The organism is Neorhizobium sp. IRS_2294, assembly GCF_050500145.1.
GTDB lineage: Bacteria > Pseudomonadota > Alphaproteobacteria > Rhizobiales > Rhizobiaceae > Neorhizobium > Neorhizobium soli.
Genome location: NZ_CP191439.1, coordinates 831,809 through 848,519, shown reverse-complemented (window position 1 = coordinate 848,519; position 16,711 = coordinate 831,809). Strand labels below are relative to the sequence as shown.

The following is a 16,711-nucleotide window of genomic DNA, read 5'->3' as shown; positions in this document are numbered from 1 at the left end:
CGCCTGAGGTTGTGCCGTCCTTGATGCCGGCGCATTGACGCATACCTATAGGCCATTCCAGCGGCAAACGGCAAACGATGCTCCAGACGCTTCCCAAGACGACGAATTCGGCCGATGGCCCGACCCATGCGGAAAGGCTTCTCGCCTGGTACGACCGACACCACCGCGAGCTGCCCTGGCGGATCAGCCCGACGGCTGCCAAAGCCGGGATCCGGCCCGACCCCTATCGCATATGGCTGTCGGAAGTGATGTTGCAGCAGACGACAGTGCAGGCGGTCAAACCGTATTTCGCAAAGTTTCTCGAGCGCTGGCCGAAGGTGACCGATCTTGCCGCAGCCCCTTCCGACGACGTGATGGCGGCCTGGGCGGGGCTTGGCTACTATGCCCGCGCCCGCAACCTGAAGAAATGCGCCGAAGCGGTAGCAGCCGATCATGGGGGCATCTTTCCCGATTCGGAAGATGGCCTGCGCGCCCTGCCCGGCATCGGCGATTATACATCGGCCGCCGTTGCCGCGATCGCCTTCAACCGGCAATCGGCTGTGATGGACGGCAATGTCGAGCGGGTGATCTCGCGTCTCTATGCGATCGATGCACCGCTGCCGGGTTCCAAGCCCACCATGAAGGCAAAGGTCGTGGAGCTGACGCCATCAGACCGGCCGGGCGATTTTGCCCAGGCGATGATGGATCTCGGCGCGACGATCTGCACCCCGAAACGTCCCGCCTGCGCGCTCTGTCCGTTCCGGGACGACTGTATGGCCTTGGCCGGCGACGACCCTGAGCGGTTTCCGGTGAAGGCCGCAAAAAAGGAAAAGCCGGTTCGCCAAGGCGCTGCCTTCGTGGCGGTGACGCCCGATGGCGAGGTGCTGCTTCGAAAGCGCATCGAGACCGGGCTTTTAGGCGGCATGACGGAAGTGCCGACGACGGCCTGGACCGCGCGGCTCGACGGCGGCACGACGATCGATCACGCGCCGATCCCGTCTGCCGACTGGCAGGCCTGTGGTACGGTCATTCACGTCTTCACCCATTTCGAGCTGCGGCTTTCGATTTTTCGCGCGAAGGTGACCAAGGTCGCTGTGGACAATGGCTGGTGGGAACCGGTGGAAAGCCTGGAGAACCAGGCCTTGCCGACCGTCATGAAAAAAGCAATCGTCCAAGCTATACCACTCGCCTTCGCAAAAGCTCCAAACTGACAGCAGGAAACATCCTCTATGGCGGCCAAGATTGATCACATCGTTTTCGACATCGGCAAGGTTCTGATCCACTACGATCCCAACCTTCCCTTTAGCCGGATCATTCCCGACGAGAGCGAACGCAAGTGGTTCTTCGACAACGTCTGCACCCACGAATGGAACCTGGAACAGGACCGCGGCCGCAACTGGCATGAGGCCGAAGCGCTGCTGCTGGAACAGCATCCGGAACAGGAAGCCAATATCCGCGCCTTCCGCCAGCACTGGCACGAAATGGTGCCGCATGCCTATGACGGCTCCGTCGCCATCTTCGAAAGCCTGATCGAGAGCGGTCGCGACGTAACCATGCTCACCAACTTCGCCGCCGACACGTTTGTCGAAGCGCGCCGGAAATTCCCGTTTCTCGACAAGCCGCGCGGCGTGACGGTTTCGGGCGAGATCGGCCTGATCAAGCCGGATGTGGCCATTTACGAAAAGCACGCCCGTGATTTCGGCCTCACCCCTGAAGCCTCGATCTTCATCGACGACAGCTATCCCAACGTCGAAGGCGCGCGGGCAGCGGGCTGGAACGCTGTGCATTTCACGGATCCGGAAACGCTGCGCAAGGATCTGAGGGATCACGGTATCGAGGTGTGAGGTTTGGGGGTGGTAGCCGGTATGCTGACGATATAAGTTCCCGGCCCACCCACCTCGTTTTGCAATCGACCTCACGTTAAGACGGCACCCCTCATGGCAATTCCATTCGCTCCCGTCGGCATTGATCACATCGTTCTTCTGATCGACGACATGAAACGTGCGCTTACGTTCTACACGGATGCCCTAGGGTGCCGTCCTGGCTATTCCTATCCGGCACTGGGGATGGAGCAGGTGTGGTTCGGGTCGTCGTTGATCGTCTTGTGGGATGTAACTCACCCGGGCGGAACGAAAGCAGCGCCTCCGGTGACCGGTGGGCGCAATGTCGATCATGTCTGTCTTGCGACCAGCCCTTTCGACCATGACGAACTGCGTAAGCATCTCGATAAGCACGGGGTAGAGATCGTCCAGGAAGCGTTTCATGGTGGTGCCCGTGGCATGGGGCACTCGTTCTATATCCATGACCCGTTTGGCAATAAGATCGAGATCAAGGGGCCTGCAGAATACCCGGATGGACGGCAGGCAACCTAGCCGGGTGATCGGCGGACGGGCCGAAACATTCTAATTCGGAGGTGTTCAGGGTTACTCTGGTCAGAGCCTGCGTCGTTGCGGCCCCGAAATCAGTGCATTTGCCCCATAAAAAAGATGACGCCCGGAGCCTTCACACTCCGGGCGTCACATGATCCTCTTCCGGAACTAGAGGTACAAAACCGGAAGAGGAAGCTCGCGAGCTGACATGGGATCTGGTCCCGGGACTGGTGGCTCAGTCCGCTTTTGGCAGGCCGTTGCGAATGATGGTGCGAAGGTCGTCGATCGGTTTCAGGACGCCGGCCTCCTCGTAGTGCCAGAAGGTCCAGCCGTTGCAGGCATCAAACCCCTGAACCTTGGCGCCGAGCCGGTGGATCGATCCGGCGTCTCCGTTCGAAGTCAGCGTGCCGTCGGCGCGGATGATGGCGCTGTGGCGGCGGCGGGCGTCGGTGAGGATCTGGCCAGGCTTGACGAGACCGCTTTCGACGAGCGCATTGAAGGCGACGCGCGGTTCGGCGCGCTTGCCGGTCATGACCGTCAGTTCCGTCTTGCCGAGCGGTTCGACCGAGGTGATGCGGGCAGATGCGGCGTCGATATAATCCTGCTCGCGTTCGATGCCGACGAAGTTGCGGCCGAGACGCTTGGCGACCGCACCCGTGGTGCCGGAACCGAAGAACGGGTCGAGCACGACATCGCCGGGCTGGGTGCAGGACATGATGATGCGGGCGAGCAGCGCTTCAGGCTTCTGGGTCGGATGGACCTTCTTGCCGTCGTCACCCTTCAGGCGTTCGCCGCCCGAGCAGATCGGAAACAGCCAGTCGGAGCGCATCTGCACGTCGTCGTTGGAGGCCTTCAAGGCTTCGTAATTGAACGTGTAGCCCTTGGCCTTGGCATCGCGGCTGGCCCAGATCATCGTTTCGTGGGCGTTCTGGAACCGGCGGCCCTTGAAGTTCGGCATCGGGTTGGTCTTGCGCCAGACGATATCGTTGAGGAGCCAGAAATTGAGGTCCTGCATGATCGCGCCGACGCGAAAGATGTTGTGGTAGGAACCGATCACCCAGATCGTGCCGTTCGGCTTGAGCACGCGGCGGCAGGCAAGCAGCCAGGCGCGGGTGAAGGCATCATAGACCTGGAAGGAGGCGAACTGGTCCCAGTCGTCATCGACGGCATCGACCAGGCTCTGGTCGGGGCGATGCAGGGCGCCGCCGAGCTGCAGATTGTATGGCGGATCGGCAAAGATCGCATCCACCGATTTATCCGGCAGCGCCTCGAGGGCTGCCACGCAATCGCCCTTGATGATGGAGTTCATCCAGGCGTGAGGACGGGCCTGTTTCTGGAGGTCGATCAAAGGAAGGACTGCGGCCATGAGACACTCGCTACGCTGTACTGGATACGAATTTACTGACTGTTATGGTTACTCATTTTGGTTACCAAAGACTGAAGCCGGTGGCCTGTTTCAGGAAAAAAGCAAAATGATGGAAGGCGGCGCGAAGATGCGCTAGGATACAACTCATGAGAAAAGCCGAGGGTCATGAGAAAAGCTGAGGCGATCGAGAAGCTGAGACGGCAGGCCGACGCGATCAGGGCGCTCGGCGCGACCTCGCTTTACCTGTTCGGCTCCGTTGCCCGCGACGAAGCAGGCCCCGACAGCGATCTTGATCTGTTTATCGATTATGATGAGAGCAAGAAATTCTCTCTGGTTGATCTTGTCGGGATCAAGCTGTTTCTCGAGGATGAACTCGCGGCCGACATCGACGTTACGACCCGCAACAGTCTGCATCCAAGGCTGAAGGACAGGATCGAAGCCGCTTCGGTGCAGGTGTTCTGATGGACCAATTTATCTGGGACGTCATCGCGCATGACCTACCGCCGCTCAAATCCGCGATGCTGGGTCTGCAGGAACGACTGAGCCGGGCGTAAAGGTCGCACCGCCCTTCCCGGCCCTTGCCTCATCCATTCCCATTTCCTATTCAGGCCGGAACCGGAACGGATAGGAGTGCCACCATGGAAAGCATCACCATTGCCCTGGTCCTGCTTCTCGCCGTGGTTCTGAGCGGTACGCTTGCGAGGCTTTCGCCTGTTGGCATTCCGCTGCCGCTGGTGCAGATCGCGCTCGGTGCCGCAATCGCCGGCGTGACGGGGTCTGCGGTGCAGCTCGATCCGGATTTCTTCTTTCTGCTGTTTCTGCCGCCGCTGCTGTTTCTCGATGGCTGGCGCATTCCCAAGGAAGGGCTGTTTCGCGACAAGGCGGTGATCCTGGAGCTGGCGCTCGGGCTTGTCGTGTTCACGGTGATCCTGATCGGCTTTCTGGTCCACTGGATGATCCCGGCGATACCGCTTGCGGTCGCCTTCGCGCTCGCCGCCATTCTCTCGCCAACCGATCCGATCGCGGTCTCGGCGATTGCCGCGCGGGTGCCGATCCCTGGCCGGCTGATGCATATTCTGGAGGGCGAATCGCTGCTCAACGATGCGTCGGGCCTTGTCTGCATGCAGTTTGCGGTGGCCGCCGTGCTGACCGGCGTGTTCTCGCTGACGGATGCGGTGGGTACGTTCCTCTGGGTGGCTATCGGCGGCATCCTGATCGGCTTTGGCACCACATTCGTGGTCATGAAGGCGAAGTATTACGTGTCGCGCAAGCTCGGCGAAGAGCCCGGCGCGCAGATCCTGATCAGCCTGCTCATTCCGTTCGGCGCCTATCTTCTGGCCGAGCACCTGCATTGCTCCGGCATTCTGGCAGCGGTTGCGGCCGGCATCACCATGAGCTTTGCCGAATTGCGTGGCCAGACGATGGCTGCCACCCGCATGCGGCGCTACGCGGTGTGGGACACGGTGCAGTTTGCGTTGAACGGCATCATCTTCGTGCTGCTGGGCGAACAGATGCCGGGCATCGTCTCGGGCGCCGCCCGGATCGTGACGGAAACGGGCCACCTCCACCCGATCTGGCTGATCGCCTATGTGGCGGTCATCACCACCGCACTCGCGGCCCTGCGCTTTGCCTGGGTGTGGGTATCCTTGCGCTTTACCCTGTATCGCGCCGCGCGTCGCGGAGAGGCGATCCGCAAGCCGCACTGGCGGCTTCTGGCGGCCATGTCGCTTGCCGGCGTGCGCGGTGCGATCACGCTTGCGGGTATTCTCACCCTGCCGCTTGCCATGAACGACGGCACATCGTTTCCGGCACGCGATCTGGTGATATTCCTGGCAGCCGGCGTGATTATCCTGTCGCTGACGGCGGCCAGCATCGGCCTTCCCTATCTTCTCCAGAACCTCGAATTGCCGCCGGAACCTGACCACCTCCAGGAAGAGGATATTGCCCGGATTGCGGCGGCAGAGGCGGCGATCCGAATGATCGAGAAACTGCAGCATGCGATGAGCGAAGGCCGCACCGACGCCGATCTTTACGGTGAGGTCGGCACGCGGCTGATGGAACTCTACCGGCAGCGGATCGAGGGCCGTTCCAAGCTGGGAGACGAGGCAGAGCTGTTGCGCAAGATGGAGGAGGTCGACAAGCGGTTCAGGCTGGCCGCCCTGCGTGCCGAACGCGACGAGCTGTTCCGGCTTGGCCGCCGGCGCAAGATCTCCGAGGAAATCGCGCGAAAGCTGGTTCGCGAGATCGATCTTGCCGAGGCGCGCTACGGTTTCTGAGGCGCGCCCCTGTTGTCGCCGCTTTGCCGGTAGAGGAAATCGCTCTCCGCATTGTTTCCGGCGCTGCCCTCGTGTAGATCGCCCTCACCTTCTTTCTTCAAAGAGTATCCATCATGAGCGGCTTCGACCTCATCATCTTCGATTGCGACGGCGTGCTCGTCGATTCCGAAATCATCGCGGCACAGGTCGAATCCCGGCTGCTGACGGAAGCGGGCTATCCGATCAGCGTCGAGGAAATGGGCGAGCGCTTCGCCGGCATGACCTGGAAGAACATTCTTCTGCAGGTGGAACAGGAAGCGGATATTCCGCTATCGGCCTCCCTGCTCGACAAATCGGAAAAGCTGCTTGACCAGAGGCTGGAGCGCAGCGTCAAGATCATCGACGGCGTCAAGTTCGCGCTGGCGCGGCTGACCACGCAGCGCTGCATCTGCTCGAATTCTTCGAGCCAGCGGCTGGACATGATGCTGACCAAGGTCGGCCTCAAGCCTTATTTCGAAAACCACATCTATTCCGCCAAGGACCTCGGTCCCGACCGCGTCAAGCCGAAGCCGGACATCTTCCTGCATGGGGCAAAGCAGTTCGGCGTTGAGCCGGACAGGTGCCTGGTGATCGAGGATTCCACCCATGGCATCCACGGCGCACGCACGGCCGGCATGCGGGTGGTGGGCTTTACCGGTGCATCGCATACCTATCCGAGCCATGCCGACCGGCTGACGGATGCCGGCGCCGAAACGGTGATTTCGCGCATGAGCGACCTGCCGGCGGTGATCGCCGCACTGGGAGAATGGGGCGGGATCTAGAACTGCACAGCAAGGCTGGCCTTCGCGGTATGGCTCGTCAGCGAATGGGCAAATTCGCCGGAATAAGTCACCTTCAGTCGCGCGGACTTTGAAACCTGCGCGGTGACGGAGGCTTCGACGACGGCCGTATCGCGCGGCAGCGCCACGCCTTCCAGCACGAACGGACTGCTGCCGCTTGCAAAGGCAAGCCGTGACTCGGGCGTCAGGTCGCCCATTGCGTGACGCCAGCCGAGCATGCCGGAGACGGTGAGCGGCAGGTCCTCGACCGGCATTTGCGCCGACCAGCGAAGGCCGAATGTGGAAAGGGCGATGTTGTCCGTTTCACCATTCCCCGTCAGAGCGGCCTCCCCGCCCTTCTCGCGAAAACCATCGGTGTCGAGATTGATATAGGCAAGGCTCGCGAAGGGCTGCAGCGTGACCGGACCTGCCGTCGTCTTCCACGACAGGTCGGTAAACAGCTGGCGGGTGGCGCCTCTGTAATCGGCCTGGAGATCATCCGTGAACGTGCCGAAGTCGACGCTGCGCGACGTCGAGATGCGGTTTTTGGAATAGACGGCGCCGGATGTGAGGGCAACGTCACCCCATTCTGCGGCGGCGTAGAGCCCGGCATGATAGCTTTCCCAGTCCGCCTCGCTGCCAGCGGAAGCATTGCTGTAGCCGAACAATCCGCCGAGCCGCCAGTGATCGGAGGCCTGCCCGTCGAAGCCCGCGATCAATCCAGCCGCTTGGCTGTCGATGCCGGCCGCGTTGCCGTCGCTGCGCAATTGCCCTGATGCAGCGGCGCCGGTCGCCCAGAAGCTGGTCGCACCATCGGCCGATGCGCGGATCGGGACCGCACCGTTCACCCGGTCGACGATCGTGTCCCGGACGAGCCGGCTGTCGCTCAAAAGCTGGGTTTTCAACGAGGCGTGGATCTCGCCGCCAAGCTGCGAGAAGGCATCGCGTGCGCCGTCGGCGTTTTGCTGGAGAACGCCGAGGAAGACGTCGTTTTCGGACCCGAGCGACTGGACCGCTGTAGCCGTTGCCCGCGTATTGGCGGTGTTCGCCACGTCGGCGAAATCGACATCGTTGCGGTAGAGGCTCAGCGTCACATCGTCGGCGCCATAGGCAAGGATGGGCGACAGGAAGGCGAGATCGGTGGTGACGTCGTCGAATTCACCTGCGACGCTTTCGCCTGTGATGATCGTGTAGGCCGTAGCAGGTGAATAGGTGCCGCTGCCTGCGAGAACCTGGACCGTGCCGCCTTCGATCGTGACGGACCCGGTGGCGGCTAGGCTGTCGGACGTGCCGTCCGCTTGCGTTTCCACCTGATAGGTCGAGCCGGTCTCGAAGGTGACGTCGCCGTTGACGGCAAGCGTTGCGATACCCGGGCCGGGCGACAGCGTGCCGCCTGACCCGACGGTGAGGCCACCGATCTCGCCTGTGCCTGACAGCATGCCATCCGTGCCGATATCGATCGCGCCGCCGATCGTGCCGTCGTTGACGAGCACTCCTCCTGTCACCGTCGCATCGCCGCTGATCTCGCCCGTGTTGGAAAAGCTGCCACCGGTGTTGGTCAGCGAGGCGATGGTGCCGTCGTTGGATGAGGTTCCGGCGTTTGTGACATCGCCGGCGACCGCGCCGGAATTGTTGACGAAGCTGGCGGAAGCCGCGACATCCACGTCGGTGACGACGAAATTGTTGGTGACCGTGCCGCCTGTCACGGTGGTGCTTCCGGTGATTTCGCCGCCGTCGTTGTTGGTGAAGGTGCCGCCGGTATTCGTGAGTAAGGAGATCGTTCCGGCGTTCGAGGCGTTGCCGGCATTGGAGACGTCGCCGGCCGTCGCACCTGAATTGTTGACGAAGATCGCAGCCGCCGCGACATCGACCGTCGTCACCACGAAATTGTTGGTGAGCGTGCCGCCCTCGAGTGACGTTGCGCCTGAAATGGTGCCGTTGTTGGTAAAGCTGCCGCCGGTATTGGCAAGCGATGCCACAGTGCCGGCATTGGACGCCGTGCCCGCGTTGGTGACGGCTGCCGCCGAAGCGCCGGAATTGTTGACGAAACTGGCTGTTTCAGCGACATCGACGTCTGTGACGACGAAGTTGTTGGTGACGGTGCCGCCCGAGACCACCGTATCGCCGGTGACCGTGCCGCCATCGTTGTTGGTGAAGGATCCGCCGGTATTGGTGAGCGACGCGATCGTTCCGGCGTTGGAGGTGGTGCCCGCATTGGTGACGGCACCGGCCGTTGCGCCGGAATTGTTGACGAACCGGGCGGTCGCTTCGACATCGACATCGGTGACGACGAAATTATTTGTCATCTGCGCATCGCCGGACAGCGTCGTGCGGCCGTCGATCGTGCCGTCGTTGACGACTTCGCCACCCGAAGATGCAAGGTCACCGGAGAGCGTTCCCGAGTTACTGATGGAGCCGCCGGACATCGTGACGTCTGATGACAGCGTGCCGCTTTCCGAGATCTCCATGCGGCCCATGTCGAACAGGGTCGTGCCGCTCGTCGCTCTCAGGTCTGCTTCGACATGAAGCGTGCCGCCGGACACCGCGAGCGTATCGACGGCCGTGCCGGTTGACACCGTCGGGGCGCCGGAGCCGATCGAGGCTGCGTCCGATGGGCCTGGGGCATCCGGTGCCGTTGTCCAGTTCGCGCCGTTTTTGAAATTGTTGTCGGAGGCGCCGGTCCAGACCGATTGCGCCGATGCGCCGCCGGGAACGAGCGCTGCCAGCGTGACGATGGCGGTGCAAAGCCGCAGACGCCGCTTCGCGTCCGCCACGATAGCTGGAGCAATCATCCCAAACCCTGTCTCGAATGGTCGCGGGCGACGCGCCCTTGACGATCTTCACATACTGGGTACGGATTTATGGTTAACCGAAGATTAAACGGGCGCCGTCAGCGCCCGACCGGAGTGGCCGCAGGCTTAGCTACGGCGTGCGGGCTTCTTGCCGGGTGCGCCATTGTCGAAACCGACGCGGACGCGGGTGAAGCGCGATGCGCCGCCCTGCGCGTTCGGGATCTGCACATCCGCCTTCTGGAAGATGAACTGCGTGCCGCCGGCCGGAAGATCGACCGGATAGGCGACCTTCTGCGAGTAGATCGTGTTGTCGCCGTCGACGACCTCGACCAGGATCGGCAGGGTGACCCGGGCCGGTGCGCCGACAGGTCCGTCGACGAGGCGGCCCTGGACCACGACATTGATGGTCATCGTCGTTTCGTTGGCCGTGCACTGACGCGTCGCGTCGGCCAGCGATGCCTGGTAGACGAGCTTCTGCGGATCATCCTGACCGCCACGCGCGTATTCCTGGCGTATCGCCGTCTGCTCGCGCAGAACGACCTGCGGGCAATAGGCCTGCACCACCGCCGGGGTTTCAGCCTGTGCCGTCGGCGCAAGGCCACCCGCCGGAGAGGACGAGTTGCAGCCGGCGAGCGCCGTCAGGAGGGATACCGTTACGAGACCATGGGAAATCTTGCCAAACACAATACTCAACCTTGTTCCATCCCTTTTGACCGGCTTGCCGCGCCAAACATGCTCATGGCGTAACGCAGCGCCGTTTTCCAGTCTTTCACCGCAGATTTCAATCGTCTATACCAGCGGCGCGAATAAAAATCGATTGGGGATTATCGGTCGTGGACTACATTTCTACCCGGGGCGAAGCGCCCGCTCTCGGCTTTCGTGATGCACTGCTGGCCGGCCTTGCCCGCGATGGCGGTCTTTACCTGCCGCGCCACTGGCCGCAGCTGTCCAAGCGGGACATCCGCAATCTGCGCGGAAAGTCCTATGCGGAAGTGGCTTTCGAGATCCTCAAGCATTTCGTCGACGGGGAAATTCCGGACGACAAGCTGAAGACCATGATCAACGAGGCCTATGCGACCTTCCGTCATCCGGCGGTGGTGCCGCTGGTGCAGACGGGTCCGAACGATTTCATCCTCGAGCTTTTCCACGGCACGACACTTGCCTTCAAGGATGTGGCGATGCAGCTGCTGGCGCGGCTGATGGATCACGTTCTGGCCGAGCGCGGCGAGCGCGCCACGATCGTCGGCGCGACGTCGGGCGATACCGGCGGTGCGGCGATCGATGCCTTTGCCGGGCGCGACCGGACCGACATCTTCATCCTCTTTCCCGAAGGCAAGGTCTCGCCGGTGCAGCAGCGCCAGATGACCTCGTCGACCGCATCCAACGTGCATGCGGTGGCGCTCAAGGGCAATTTCGACGACTGCCAGAACATCGTGAAAGAGATGTTCAACGATGTCGCCTTCCGCGACCGGGTGAAGCTTTCGGGCGTCAACTCGATCAACTGGGCCCGCATCATGGCGCAGGTCGTGTATTATTTCACCGCCGCTGTTTCGCTCGGTGGACCGGATCGCAAGGTATCGTTCACGGTGCCAACCGGCAATTTCGGCGATATTTTCGCGGGCTACGTGGCCAAGAAAATGGGCCTGCCGATCGACCGGCTGGTGATCGCCACCAATGACAACGACATTCTTGCCCGCACGCTGAAGACCGGGCGCTACGAGATGCAGGGGGTGATGGCGACCACGTCGCCGTCGATGGATATCCAGATCTCGTCGAATTTCGAGCGGCTTCTGTTTGAAGCCTATGGCCGCGATCCGAGCGCCGTGCGCTCATCCATGGCGAGCCTGAAGCAATCGGGTGCGTTCGAAATCAAGCCGGAAGCGCTGAAGGCGATCAAGCGCGAATTCCGCGCCGGCCGCGCCACGCAGGAGCAGGTTGCCGAGACAATCCGTGAGACGCTGGAAGCCACCGGATACCTGCTCGACCCGCATACGGCGACCGGTGTTTTCGTGGCTCAGAAGAACGCTCGACCCGGCAGCCCGATGGTGACATTGGCCACGGCGCACCCCGCCAAATTCCCGGCGGCGGTAAAATCCGCTTGCGGAATTGATCCGGCACTTCCATCATGGCTCGCTGATCTGATGCACAGGGAGGAGCGCTTCGATACGCTGGACGCCGAGCTGAAGGCCGTTGAAACATTCATCGGCGACCACGCACGGGCCAATTGAGCCAGTTATCGGCAGTGCCGGAAAGACGCGAAGACGTGAATATGAATGTTGAAATCACCCGGCTCCCCTCCGGGCTCACAGTCGTGACCGAGACCATGCCACACCTGGAGAGCGTCGCGCTCGGTGTGTGGATCAAGTCCGGAGCCCGCAACGAGACCGAGAACGAGCACGGCATCGCGCATCTTCTCGAGCACATGGCGTTCAAGGGCACAGCGAGGCGCAGTGCCCGCGATATCGCCGAGCAGATCGAGGATGTCGGCGGCGAACTCAATGCCGCGACTTCGACCGAAACCACATCCTATTACGCAAGGGTGCTCAAGGACCACGTGCCGCTCGCGGTCGATATCCTTGCCGATATCCTGACGGAATCGGAATTCGACGAGGAAGAGCTGCGCCGCGAAAAGCACGTCATCCTGCAGGAAATCGGCGCGGCCAACGACACGCCCGACGACGTGGTGTTCGACCGCTTTTCCGAAGTCGCCTATCGCGGCCAGACGATCGGGCGCGCCATTCTCGGCACGCCGGAGACGGTAAAAGGGTTCACGCCGCCGCAGATCCGCGGCTATCTCTCGCGCAATTATACGACCGACCGGATGTTCATCGTCGCGGCCGGCGCTGTCGACCACCAGGTGTTCTGCAAGCAGGTCGAGGAGCGGTTCGCCAGCCTGCCGACCATGCCGAGTGCGACGCCCGTTCTCGAGCCCGCCCATTATATCGGCGGCGACACCCGCGAAGACCGCGACCTGATGGATGCCCAGCTGCTGATCGGCTTCGAGGGCAAGGCCTATCACCAGCGGGACTTCTACTGCTCGCAGATTCTCGCCAACATCCTCGGCGGCGGCATGTCCTCGCGGCTGTTCCAGGAAGTGCGCGAGCGTCGGGGCCTTTGCTATTCGGTTTATGCATTCCATTGGGGCTTTTCCGATACGGGCATTTTCGGCGTCCATGCGGCGACCAACGGCGACGAGTTGCCGAACCTCGTGCCTGTGGTCGTCGAAGAGCTGCGCAAGGCATCCGAGCAGATCCATCAGGCGGAAATCGACCGGGCGCGCGCGCAGATCCGTGCCCAGCTTCTGATGGGGCAGGAAAGCCCTGCCGCCCGCGCCGGCCAGATCGCCCGCCAGATGATGCTCTACGGCAAGCCGATCCCCAATGACGAGATGATGGAACGGCTGGAGGGGATCACCACCCAGCGGCTGACCGATCTTGCCGGACGTCTGTTCTTCGACACGGTGCCTACGCTTTCGGCGGTTGGGCCGATCGCACAACTGCCGTCGATGGAAGAGATCGCGGCGTCGCTTTCCTCACCAGGCGTGACAACCAAAAAGGCGGCCGGCTGATCAAGCCGCCTGCCCTGCCCGGAGCACACAAGCACCATGGCCAAGTCCGTGTTTCGGTTCCTATCGCGACATCCGGACACACCGGAGATCTCAGGCGAGCGCCACATCATGCGCCTGCCGCTTTATGCCGACTACAAGGCCTGGATGACGCTGCGGTCGCAAAGCCGGGCGTTCCTGCAGCCGTGGGAGCCGACCTGGCGCCCTGACGAGCTGACGGAATCGGCGTTTCGCGCTCGCGTGGTGCGCGCCACCCAGGAACATGCGTCAGGCGTCGCCATGCCGATGCTGCTTTTCCGCCGCGACACGATGGAGCTTTTGGGGGGCCTGACGATCGGCCATATCCGCCGCGGCGCGTCGCAAAGCTGCATGGTCGGCTACTGGATGGGCGAGAAACATTCGGGCCAAGGCCATATGTTGGCCGCATTGGAGATGGCTATCCCCTACATCTACGGCGGACTTCAGTTGCACCGGATCGAGGCAGCCTGTATTCCGGACAATTGGAAAAGCATCCGGCTTCTCGAAAAGGCCGGATTCGAGCGGGAAGGTCTTTTGCGGAAATATCTCAAGATCAATGGTGAGTGGCGCGACCACGTGATTTTCTCCCGACTGCCAGAAGATGGTGAATTTGCGAAAATGCTGAACACATGATGCTGCGTCACATGAGTTTCTCGGCCATGCCGCGCCTGCCGTCGGTTCTTGGAATTGTTTCCGCTGTCTTGATGTTTCTTGCGGCGGCGACGTTTGCACAGGCGGCCGAGCCGGTGAAAATCTCGCGCGACGACACCGCGCTCGACCTGACCCGCACGACCGACATCTACGCCAACCAGGGCGAGGCCTTTCAGGTTTCCACCGCCGCTGCTGCCGACGGTATCCGTCGCCGCATCGAGGTGCGCGCGTCTTCGCCGTCGCACCAGGGCGACTGGGCTGTGTTTGCGCTCTCCAACGTTTCCGAGGAGCAGCTGGAGCGGGTAATCGTCGCGCCGCATTTTCGGCTGGTGAATTCCAAGGTTTTCTGGCCGGATCTTGGCTCGCAGCGCATCATCTCGATCACGCCATCCGAAGGGTTTGCGCTCGACCGTATCGCCAGCCCCGATGCCGACGTGTTCCGCATCACGCTCAATCCGGGCGCCACGATCACCTTCGTCGCCGAGCTTTCGACGCCGGCGCTGCCGCAGATCTATCTCTGGCAACCGGATGCCTACAAGGATTCGGTCAACTCGTTCACGCTCTACAAGGGCATCGTGCTCGGCATTGCCGGTCTGCTTGCGGTGTTCCTGACCATCCTGTTCGTGGTCAAGGGAACCTCCATGCTGCCGGCGGCGGCAGCCCTTGCCTGGGCGGTGCTTGCCTATATCTGCGTCGACTTCGGGTTTCTTGACAAGCTCATCAGCGTGACATCGTCCGACGAGCGAATATGGCGTGCCGCAGCCGAAGTGGCGCTTGCCTCGTCGCTCGTCATCTTTCTGTTTACCTATCTCAACCTCAATCGCTGGCACGTGCATCTGGGCTATGCGACGCTTGCCTGGGTGGCCGGCCTCGTGCTCCTCGGCGGTGTGGCAATCTACGATCCATCCGTTGCATCCGGTATCGCGCGGCTTTCGTTTGCGCTGACCGGCACTGTCGGCATCCTCCTGATCGTCTATCTCGGCTTCAACCGCTATGACCGCGCCATCCTTCTGGTTCCGACCTGGGCGCTGCTGCTGGTCTGGCTGTTCGGGGGATGGCTGACTGTCACCGGCCAGCTCGACAACGACATCGTGCAGCCGGCGCTTGGCGGCGGACTGGTTCTGATCGTGCTTCTGATCGGCTTTACCGTGATGCAGCACGCCTTTGCCGGCGGCGCCTACCAGCAGGGTCTGTTTTCCGATCTGGAGCGGCAGTCGCTGGCGCTGACCGGTTCGGGCGACACGGTTTGGGACTGGGATGTGGCGCGCGACCGCGTGGTGACCACGCCCGACATCTCGACGCGGCTTGGCCTCGAGCAAGGCTCCATGCACGGGCCGGTGCGCAACTGGCTGCCGCGGCTTCATCCCGATGACCGCGACCGGTTCCGCGCCACGCTGGACGTGCTGCTGGAACATCGCCGCGGCCGGTTGAACCACGAATTCCGGATTCGCGCGGAAGACGGGCATTTCCACTGGCTGCAGATCCGCGCACGGCCGGTGCTCGGCTCAAACGGCGAAATCATCCGCTGCGTCGGCACCGTCATCGACGTGACCGAGCAGAAGAACTCGATCGAGCGTCTGCTGCAGGACGCGATGCATGACAACCTGACCGGGTTGCCGAACCGCCAGGTGTTCCTCGACCGTCTGCAATCGGTACTGACGCTGGCACCCGGCGACGGGCATCTGCGCCCAACCGTCATGGCGATCGATATCGACCGCTACAAGCAAGTCAACGACTCGCTTGGAATTGCCGCAGGCGACAACATTCTGATCGCGCTGACGCGGCGCCTGCGTCGTCTCTTGAAGCCACAGGATACGCTGGCACGGCTTGCCGGCGACCAGTTCGGCCTCATCCTTGTGTCCGAGCGGGACCCGGGCAAGGTCGCGGATTTCGCCGATGCGGTGTCCAAGGCAATCATGGTGCCGATCAACTTCGCCAATCGCGAGATCGTCCTCACCGCCTCGATCGGCCTAGCCTCCTGGGTAGATCAGCAGGAAAGCGCCCCGGGACTTCTCGCCGATGCGGAACTGGCGATGTACCGGGCCAAGCGCGCCGGCGGCAATCGCGTCGAACCGTTCCGTCCGGCATTCCGCTCGACCGGTACAGATCGTCTGCAGATCGAAACCGACCTTCGCCGCGCCATCGAGCGACGCGAACTGACACTCGCATACCAGCCGATCATCCGGCTTGTGGATGGCGAGATTGCCGGCTTCGAAGCGCTGATGCGTTGGGAACATCCCAAACGCGGCAGCATTCCGCCCTCCGAATTCATTCCGATCGCCGAAATGTCGGACCTGATCGGCCCTCTCGGCCTCTTTGCGATGGAACGGGCGGCCTCAGACCTCACGTCCTGGCAGGCACAAACCGGTTCGCTGCCGATCTTCGTATCCGTCAACGTCTCGAGTGCGCAGCTCCTGAACGCCGATCTCTACAATGACGTCCGGGCATTGCTGCAAAGGACGCAGGTGGCACCGGGCCAGCTCAAGCTGGAGCTGACGGAGTCGCTGATGATGGAGAACCCGGAGCAGGCGCGTCTTGTTCTGGCCAAGCTCAAAGAGACCGGCCTCAGCCTCGCGCTCGACGACTTCGGTACCGGATACTCTTCGCTCGGCTATCTTACGCAGTTCCCGTTCGACACGATCAAGCTCGACCAGTCGTTGGTGCGCGATGCCACCGACAAGCGCGCAGTGCTGCTGCGCTCGGTCATCGCCATGGCGCGGGCGCTCGAGATGGACGTGGTGGCTGAGGGCATCCAGACCGACGAAGACGCGGCGGAACTTGCCAAGATGGGCTGCCATTTCGGCCAGAGCTACCTGTTCGGCCCGCCGGCGACGACGGATGCGATTGGCCGACTGCTGAAAGAACGGTTTCCGCTGACGAAACGGGCTTGAGTTCCGA

13 protein-coding genes are annotated in these 16,711 nt (G+C 62.2%); 10 read left to right on the top strand and 3 right to left on the bottom strand.

Features of this window, described 5'->3' with window-relative positions; translation table 11 throughout:
• Window positions 1–77: 77 nt before the first annotated feature.
• From mutY to ACQY1K_RS03955, 3 genes are all read left to right on the top strand, one after another.
• Window positions 78–1,190, top strand: coding sequence for an A/G-specific adenine glycosylase (mutY, locus tag ACQY1K_RS03965; RefSeq protein WP_430258356.1), 1,113 nt, complete (start codon window positions 78–80; stop codon window positions 1,188–1,190).
• An 18-nt stretch (window positions 1,191–1,208) separates the two neighbouring features.
• Window positions 1,209–1,823: an HAD family hydrolase gene (locus tag ACQY1K_RS03960; protein ID WP_430258355.1), complete on the top strand. Its 615-nt coding sequence runs from the start codon at window positions 1,209–1,211 to the stop codon at window positions 1,821–1,823.
• 93 nt (window positions 1,824–1,916) lie between these two features.
• On the top strand, window positions 1,917–2,351 hold the full coding sequence (locus ACQY1K_RS03955; protein ID WP_430258354.1) for a VOC family protein: 435 nt from the start codon (window positions 1,917–1,919) through the stop codon (window positions 2,349–2,351).
• Between the two features lie 232 nt (window positions 2,352–2,583).
• Here the strand turns inward: ACQY1K_RS03955 and ACQY1K_RS03950 are convergent, their stop codons facing one another.
• Complete coding sequence (locus ACQY1K_RS03950; RefSeq protein WP_430258353.1) at window positions 2,584–3,714, bottom strand: site-specific DNA-methyltransferase; 1,131 nt, start codon at window positions 3,712–3,714, stop codon at window positions 2,584–2,586.
• A 165-nt stretch (window positions 3,715–3,879) separates the two neighbouring features.
• Here ACQY1K_RS03950 and ACQY1K_RS03945 point away from each other — a divergent pair, with 165 nt between their 5' ends.
• From ACQY1K_RS03945 to ACQY1K_RS03935, 3 genes are all read left to right on the top strand, one after another.
• Window positions 3,880–4,176, top strand: a complete 297-nt coding sequence (locus tag ACQY1K_RS03945) for a nucleotidyltransferase family protein (RefSeq protein ID WP_174195764.1) — start codon at window positions 3,880–3,882, stop codon at window positions 4,174–4,176.
• Between the two features lie 176 nt (window positions 4,177–4,352).
• Window positions 4,353–5,990, top strand: a complete 1,638-nt coding sequence (locus ACQY1K_RS03940) for a Na+/H+ antiporter (RefSeq protein ID WP_113109611.1) — start codon at window positions 4,353–4,355, stop codon at window positions 5,988–5,990.
• Between the two features lie 113 nt (window positions 5,991–6,103).
• Complete coding sequence (locus ACQY1K_RS03935) at window positions 6,104–6,790, top strand: HAD family hydrolase (RefSeq protein WP_092661492.1); 687 nt, start codon at window positions 6,104–6,106, stop codon at window positions 6,788–6,790.
• On the opposite strand, the gene ACQY1K_RS03930 is transcribed toward ACQY1K_RS03935, so the two are convergent.
• Both ACQY1K_RS03930 and ACQY1K_RS03925 read right to left on the bottom strand, forming a co-directional pair.
• Window positions 6,787–9,579 carry an autotransporter outer membrane beta-barrel domain-containing protein gene (locus ACQY1K_RS03930; RefSeq protein ID WP_430258352.1) on the bottom strand — a complete coding sequence of 931 codons (2,793 nt, stop codon included), beginning with the start codon at window positions 9,577–9,579 and terminating at the stop codon, window positions 6,787–6,789. The two genes, ACQY1K_RS03935 and ACQY1K_RS03930, sit on opposite strands and share 4 nt — an antisense overlap.
• 126 nt (window positions 9,580–9,705) lie before the next feature.
• A complete protein-coding gene (locus ACQY1K_RS03925; protein WP_430258901.1) occupies window positions 9,706–10,263 on the bottom strand; it encodes a PilZ domain-containing protein in 558 nt (185 codons plus the stop codon).
• Between the two features lie 149 nt (window positions 10,264–10,412).
• Between ACQY1K_RS03925 and thrC the strand changes: the two genes are divergently transcribed.
• The 4 genes from thrC (at window position 10,413) to ACQY1K_RS03905 (ending at window position 16,704) form a co-directional block, all read left to right on the top strand.
• Window positions 10,413–11,807: a threonine synthase gene (gene thrC, locus ACQY1K_RS03920; RefSeq protein WP_430258351.1), complete on the top strand. Its 1,395-nt coding sequence runs from the start codon at window positions 10,413–10,415 to the stop codon at window positions 11,805–11,807.
• A gap of 41 nt (window positions 11,808–11,848) precedes the next feature.
• A complete protein-coding gene (locus tag ACQY1K_RS03915) occupies window positions 11,849–13,147 on the top strand; it encodes a M16 family metallopeptidase (protein ID WP_430256175.1) in 1,299 nt (432 codons plus the stop codon).
• Between the two features lie 36 nt (window positions 13,148–13,183).
• Entirely contained in the window at window positions 13,184–13,795 is a 612-nt protein-coding gene (locus tag ACQY1K_RS03910) for a GNAT family N-acetyltransferase (protein ID WP_062453614.1), read from the top strand.
• 71 nt (window positions 13,796–13,866) lie between these two features.
• The gene (locus ACQY1K_RS03905; protein WP_371816136.1) at window positions 13,867–16,704 is read left to right on the top strand and encodes an EAL domain-containing protein; all 2,838 of its coding nucleotides are present in this window, start codon (window positions 13,867–13,869) and stop codon (window positions 16,702–16,704) included.
• The last annotated feature ends 7 nt before the right edge of the window (window positions 16,705–16,711 follow it).

Excerpts from the sequence above, each read along its gene's own strand:
- ACQY1K_RS03955 (WP_430258354.1), top strand. The coding sequence starts at position 1,917 with ATGGCAATTCCATTCGCTCCCGTCGGCATTGATCACATCGTTCTTCTG.
- ACQY1K_RS03905 (WP_371816136.1), top strand. The coding sequence starts at position 13,867 with ATGTTTCTTGCGGCGGCGACGTTTGCACAGGCGGCCGAGCCGGTGAAA.
- ACQY1K_RS03915 (WP_430256175.1), top strand. The coding sequence starts at position 11,849 with ATGAATGTTGAAATCACCCGGCTCCCCTCCGGGCTCACAGTCGTGACC.
- ACQY1K_RS03960 (WP_430258355.1), top strand. The coding sequence starts at position 1,209 with ATGGCGGCCAAGATTGATCACATCGTTTTCGACATCGGCAAGGTTCTG.
- ACQY1K_RS03935 (WP_092661492.1), top strand. The coding sequence starts at position 6,104 with ATGAGCGGCTTCGACCTCATCATCTTCGATTGCGACGGCGTGCTCGTC.
- ACQY1K_RS03910 (WP_062453614.1), top strand. The coding sequence starts at position 13,184 with ATGGCCAAGTCCGTGTTTCGGTTCCTATCGCGACATCCGGACACACCG.
- ACQY1K_RS03940 (WP_113109611.1), top strand. The coding sequence starts at position 4,353 with ATGGAAAGCATCACCATTGCCCTGGTCCTGCTTCTCGCCGTGGTTCTG.
- ACQY1K_RS03950 (WP_430258353.1), bottom strand. The coding sequence starts at position 3,714 with ATGGCCGCAGTCCTTCCTTTGATCGACCTCCAGAAACAGGCCCGTCCT.
- ACQY1K_RS03930 (WP_430258352.1), bottom strand. The coding sequence starts at position 9,579 with ATGATTGCTCCAGCTATCGTGGCGGACGCGAAGCGGCGTCTGCGGCTT.
- mutY (WP_430258356.1), top strand. The coding sequence starts at position 78 with ATGCTCCAGACGCTTCCCAAGACGACGAATTCGGCCGATGGCCCGACC.
- ACQY1K_RS03945 (WP_174195764.1), top strand. The coding sequence starts at position 3,880 with ATGAGAAAAGCTGAGGCGATCGAGAAGCTGAGACGGCAGGCCGACGCG.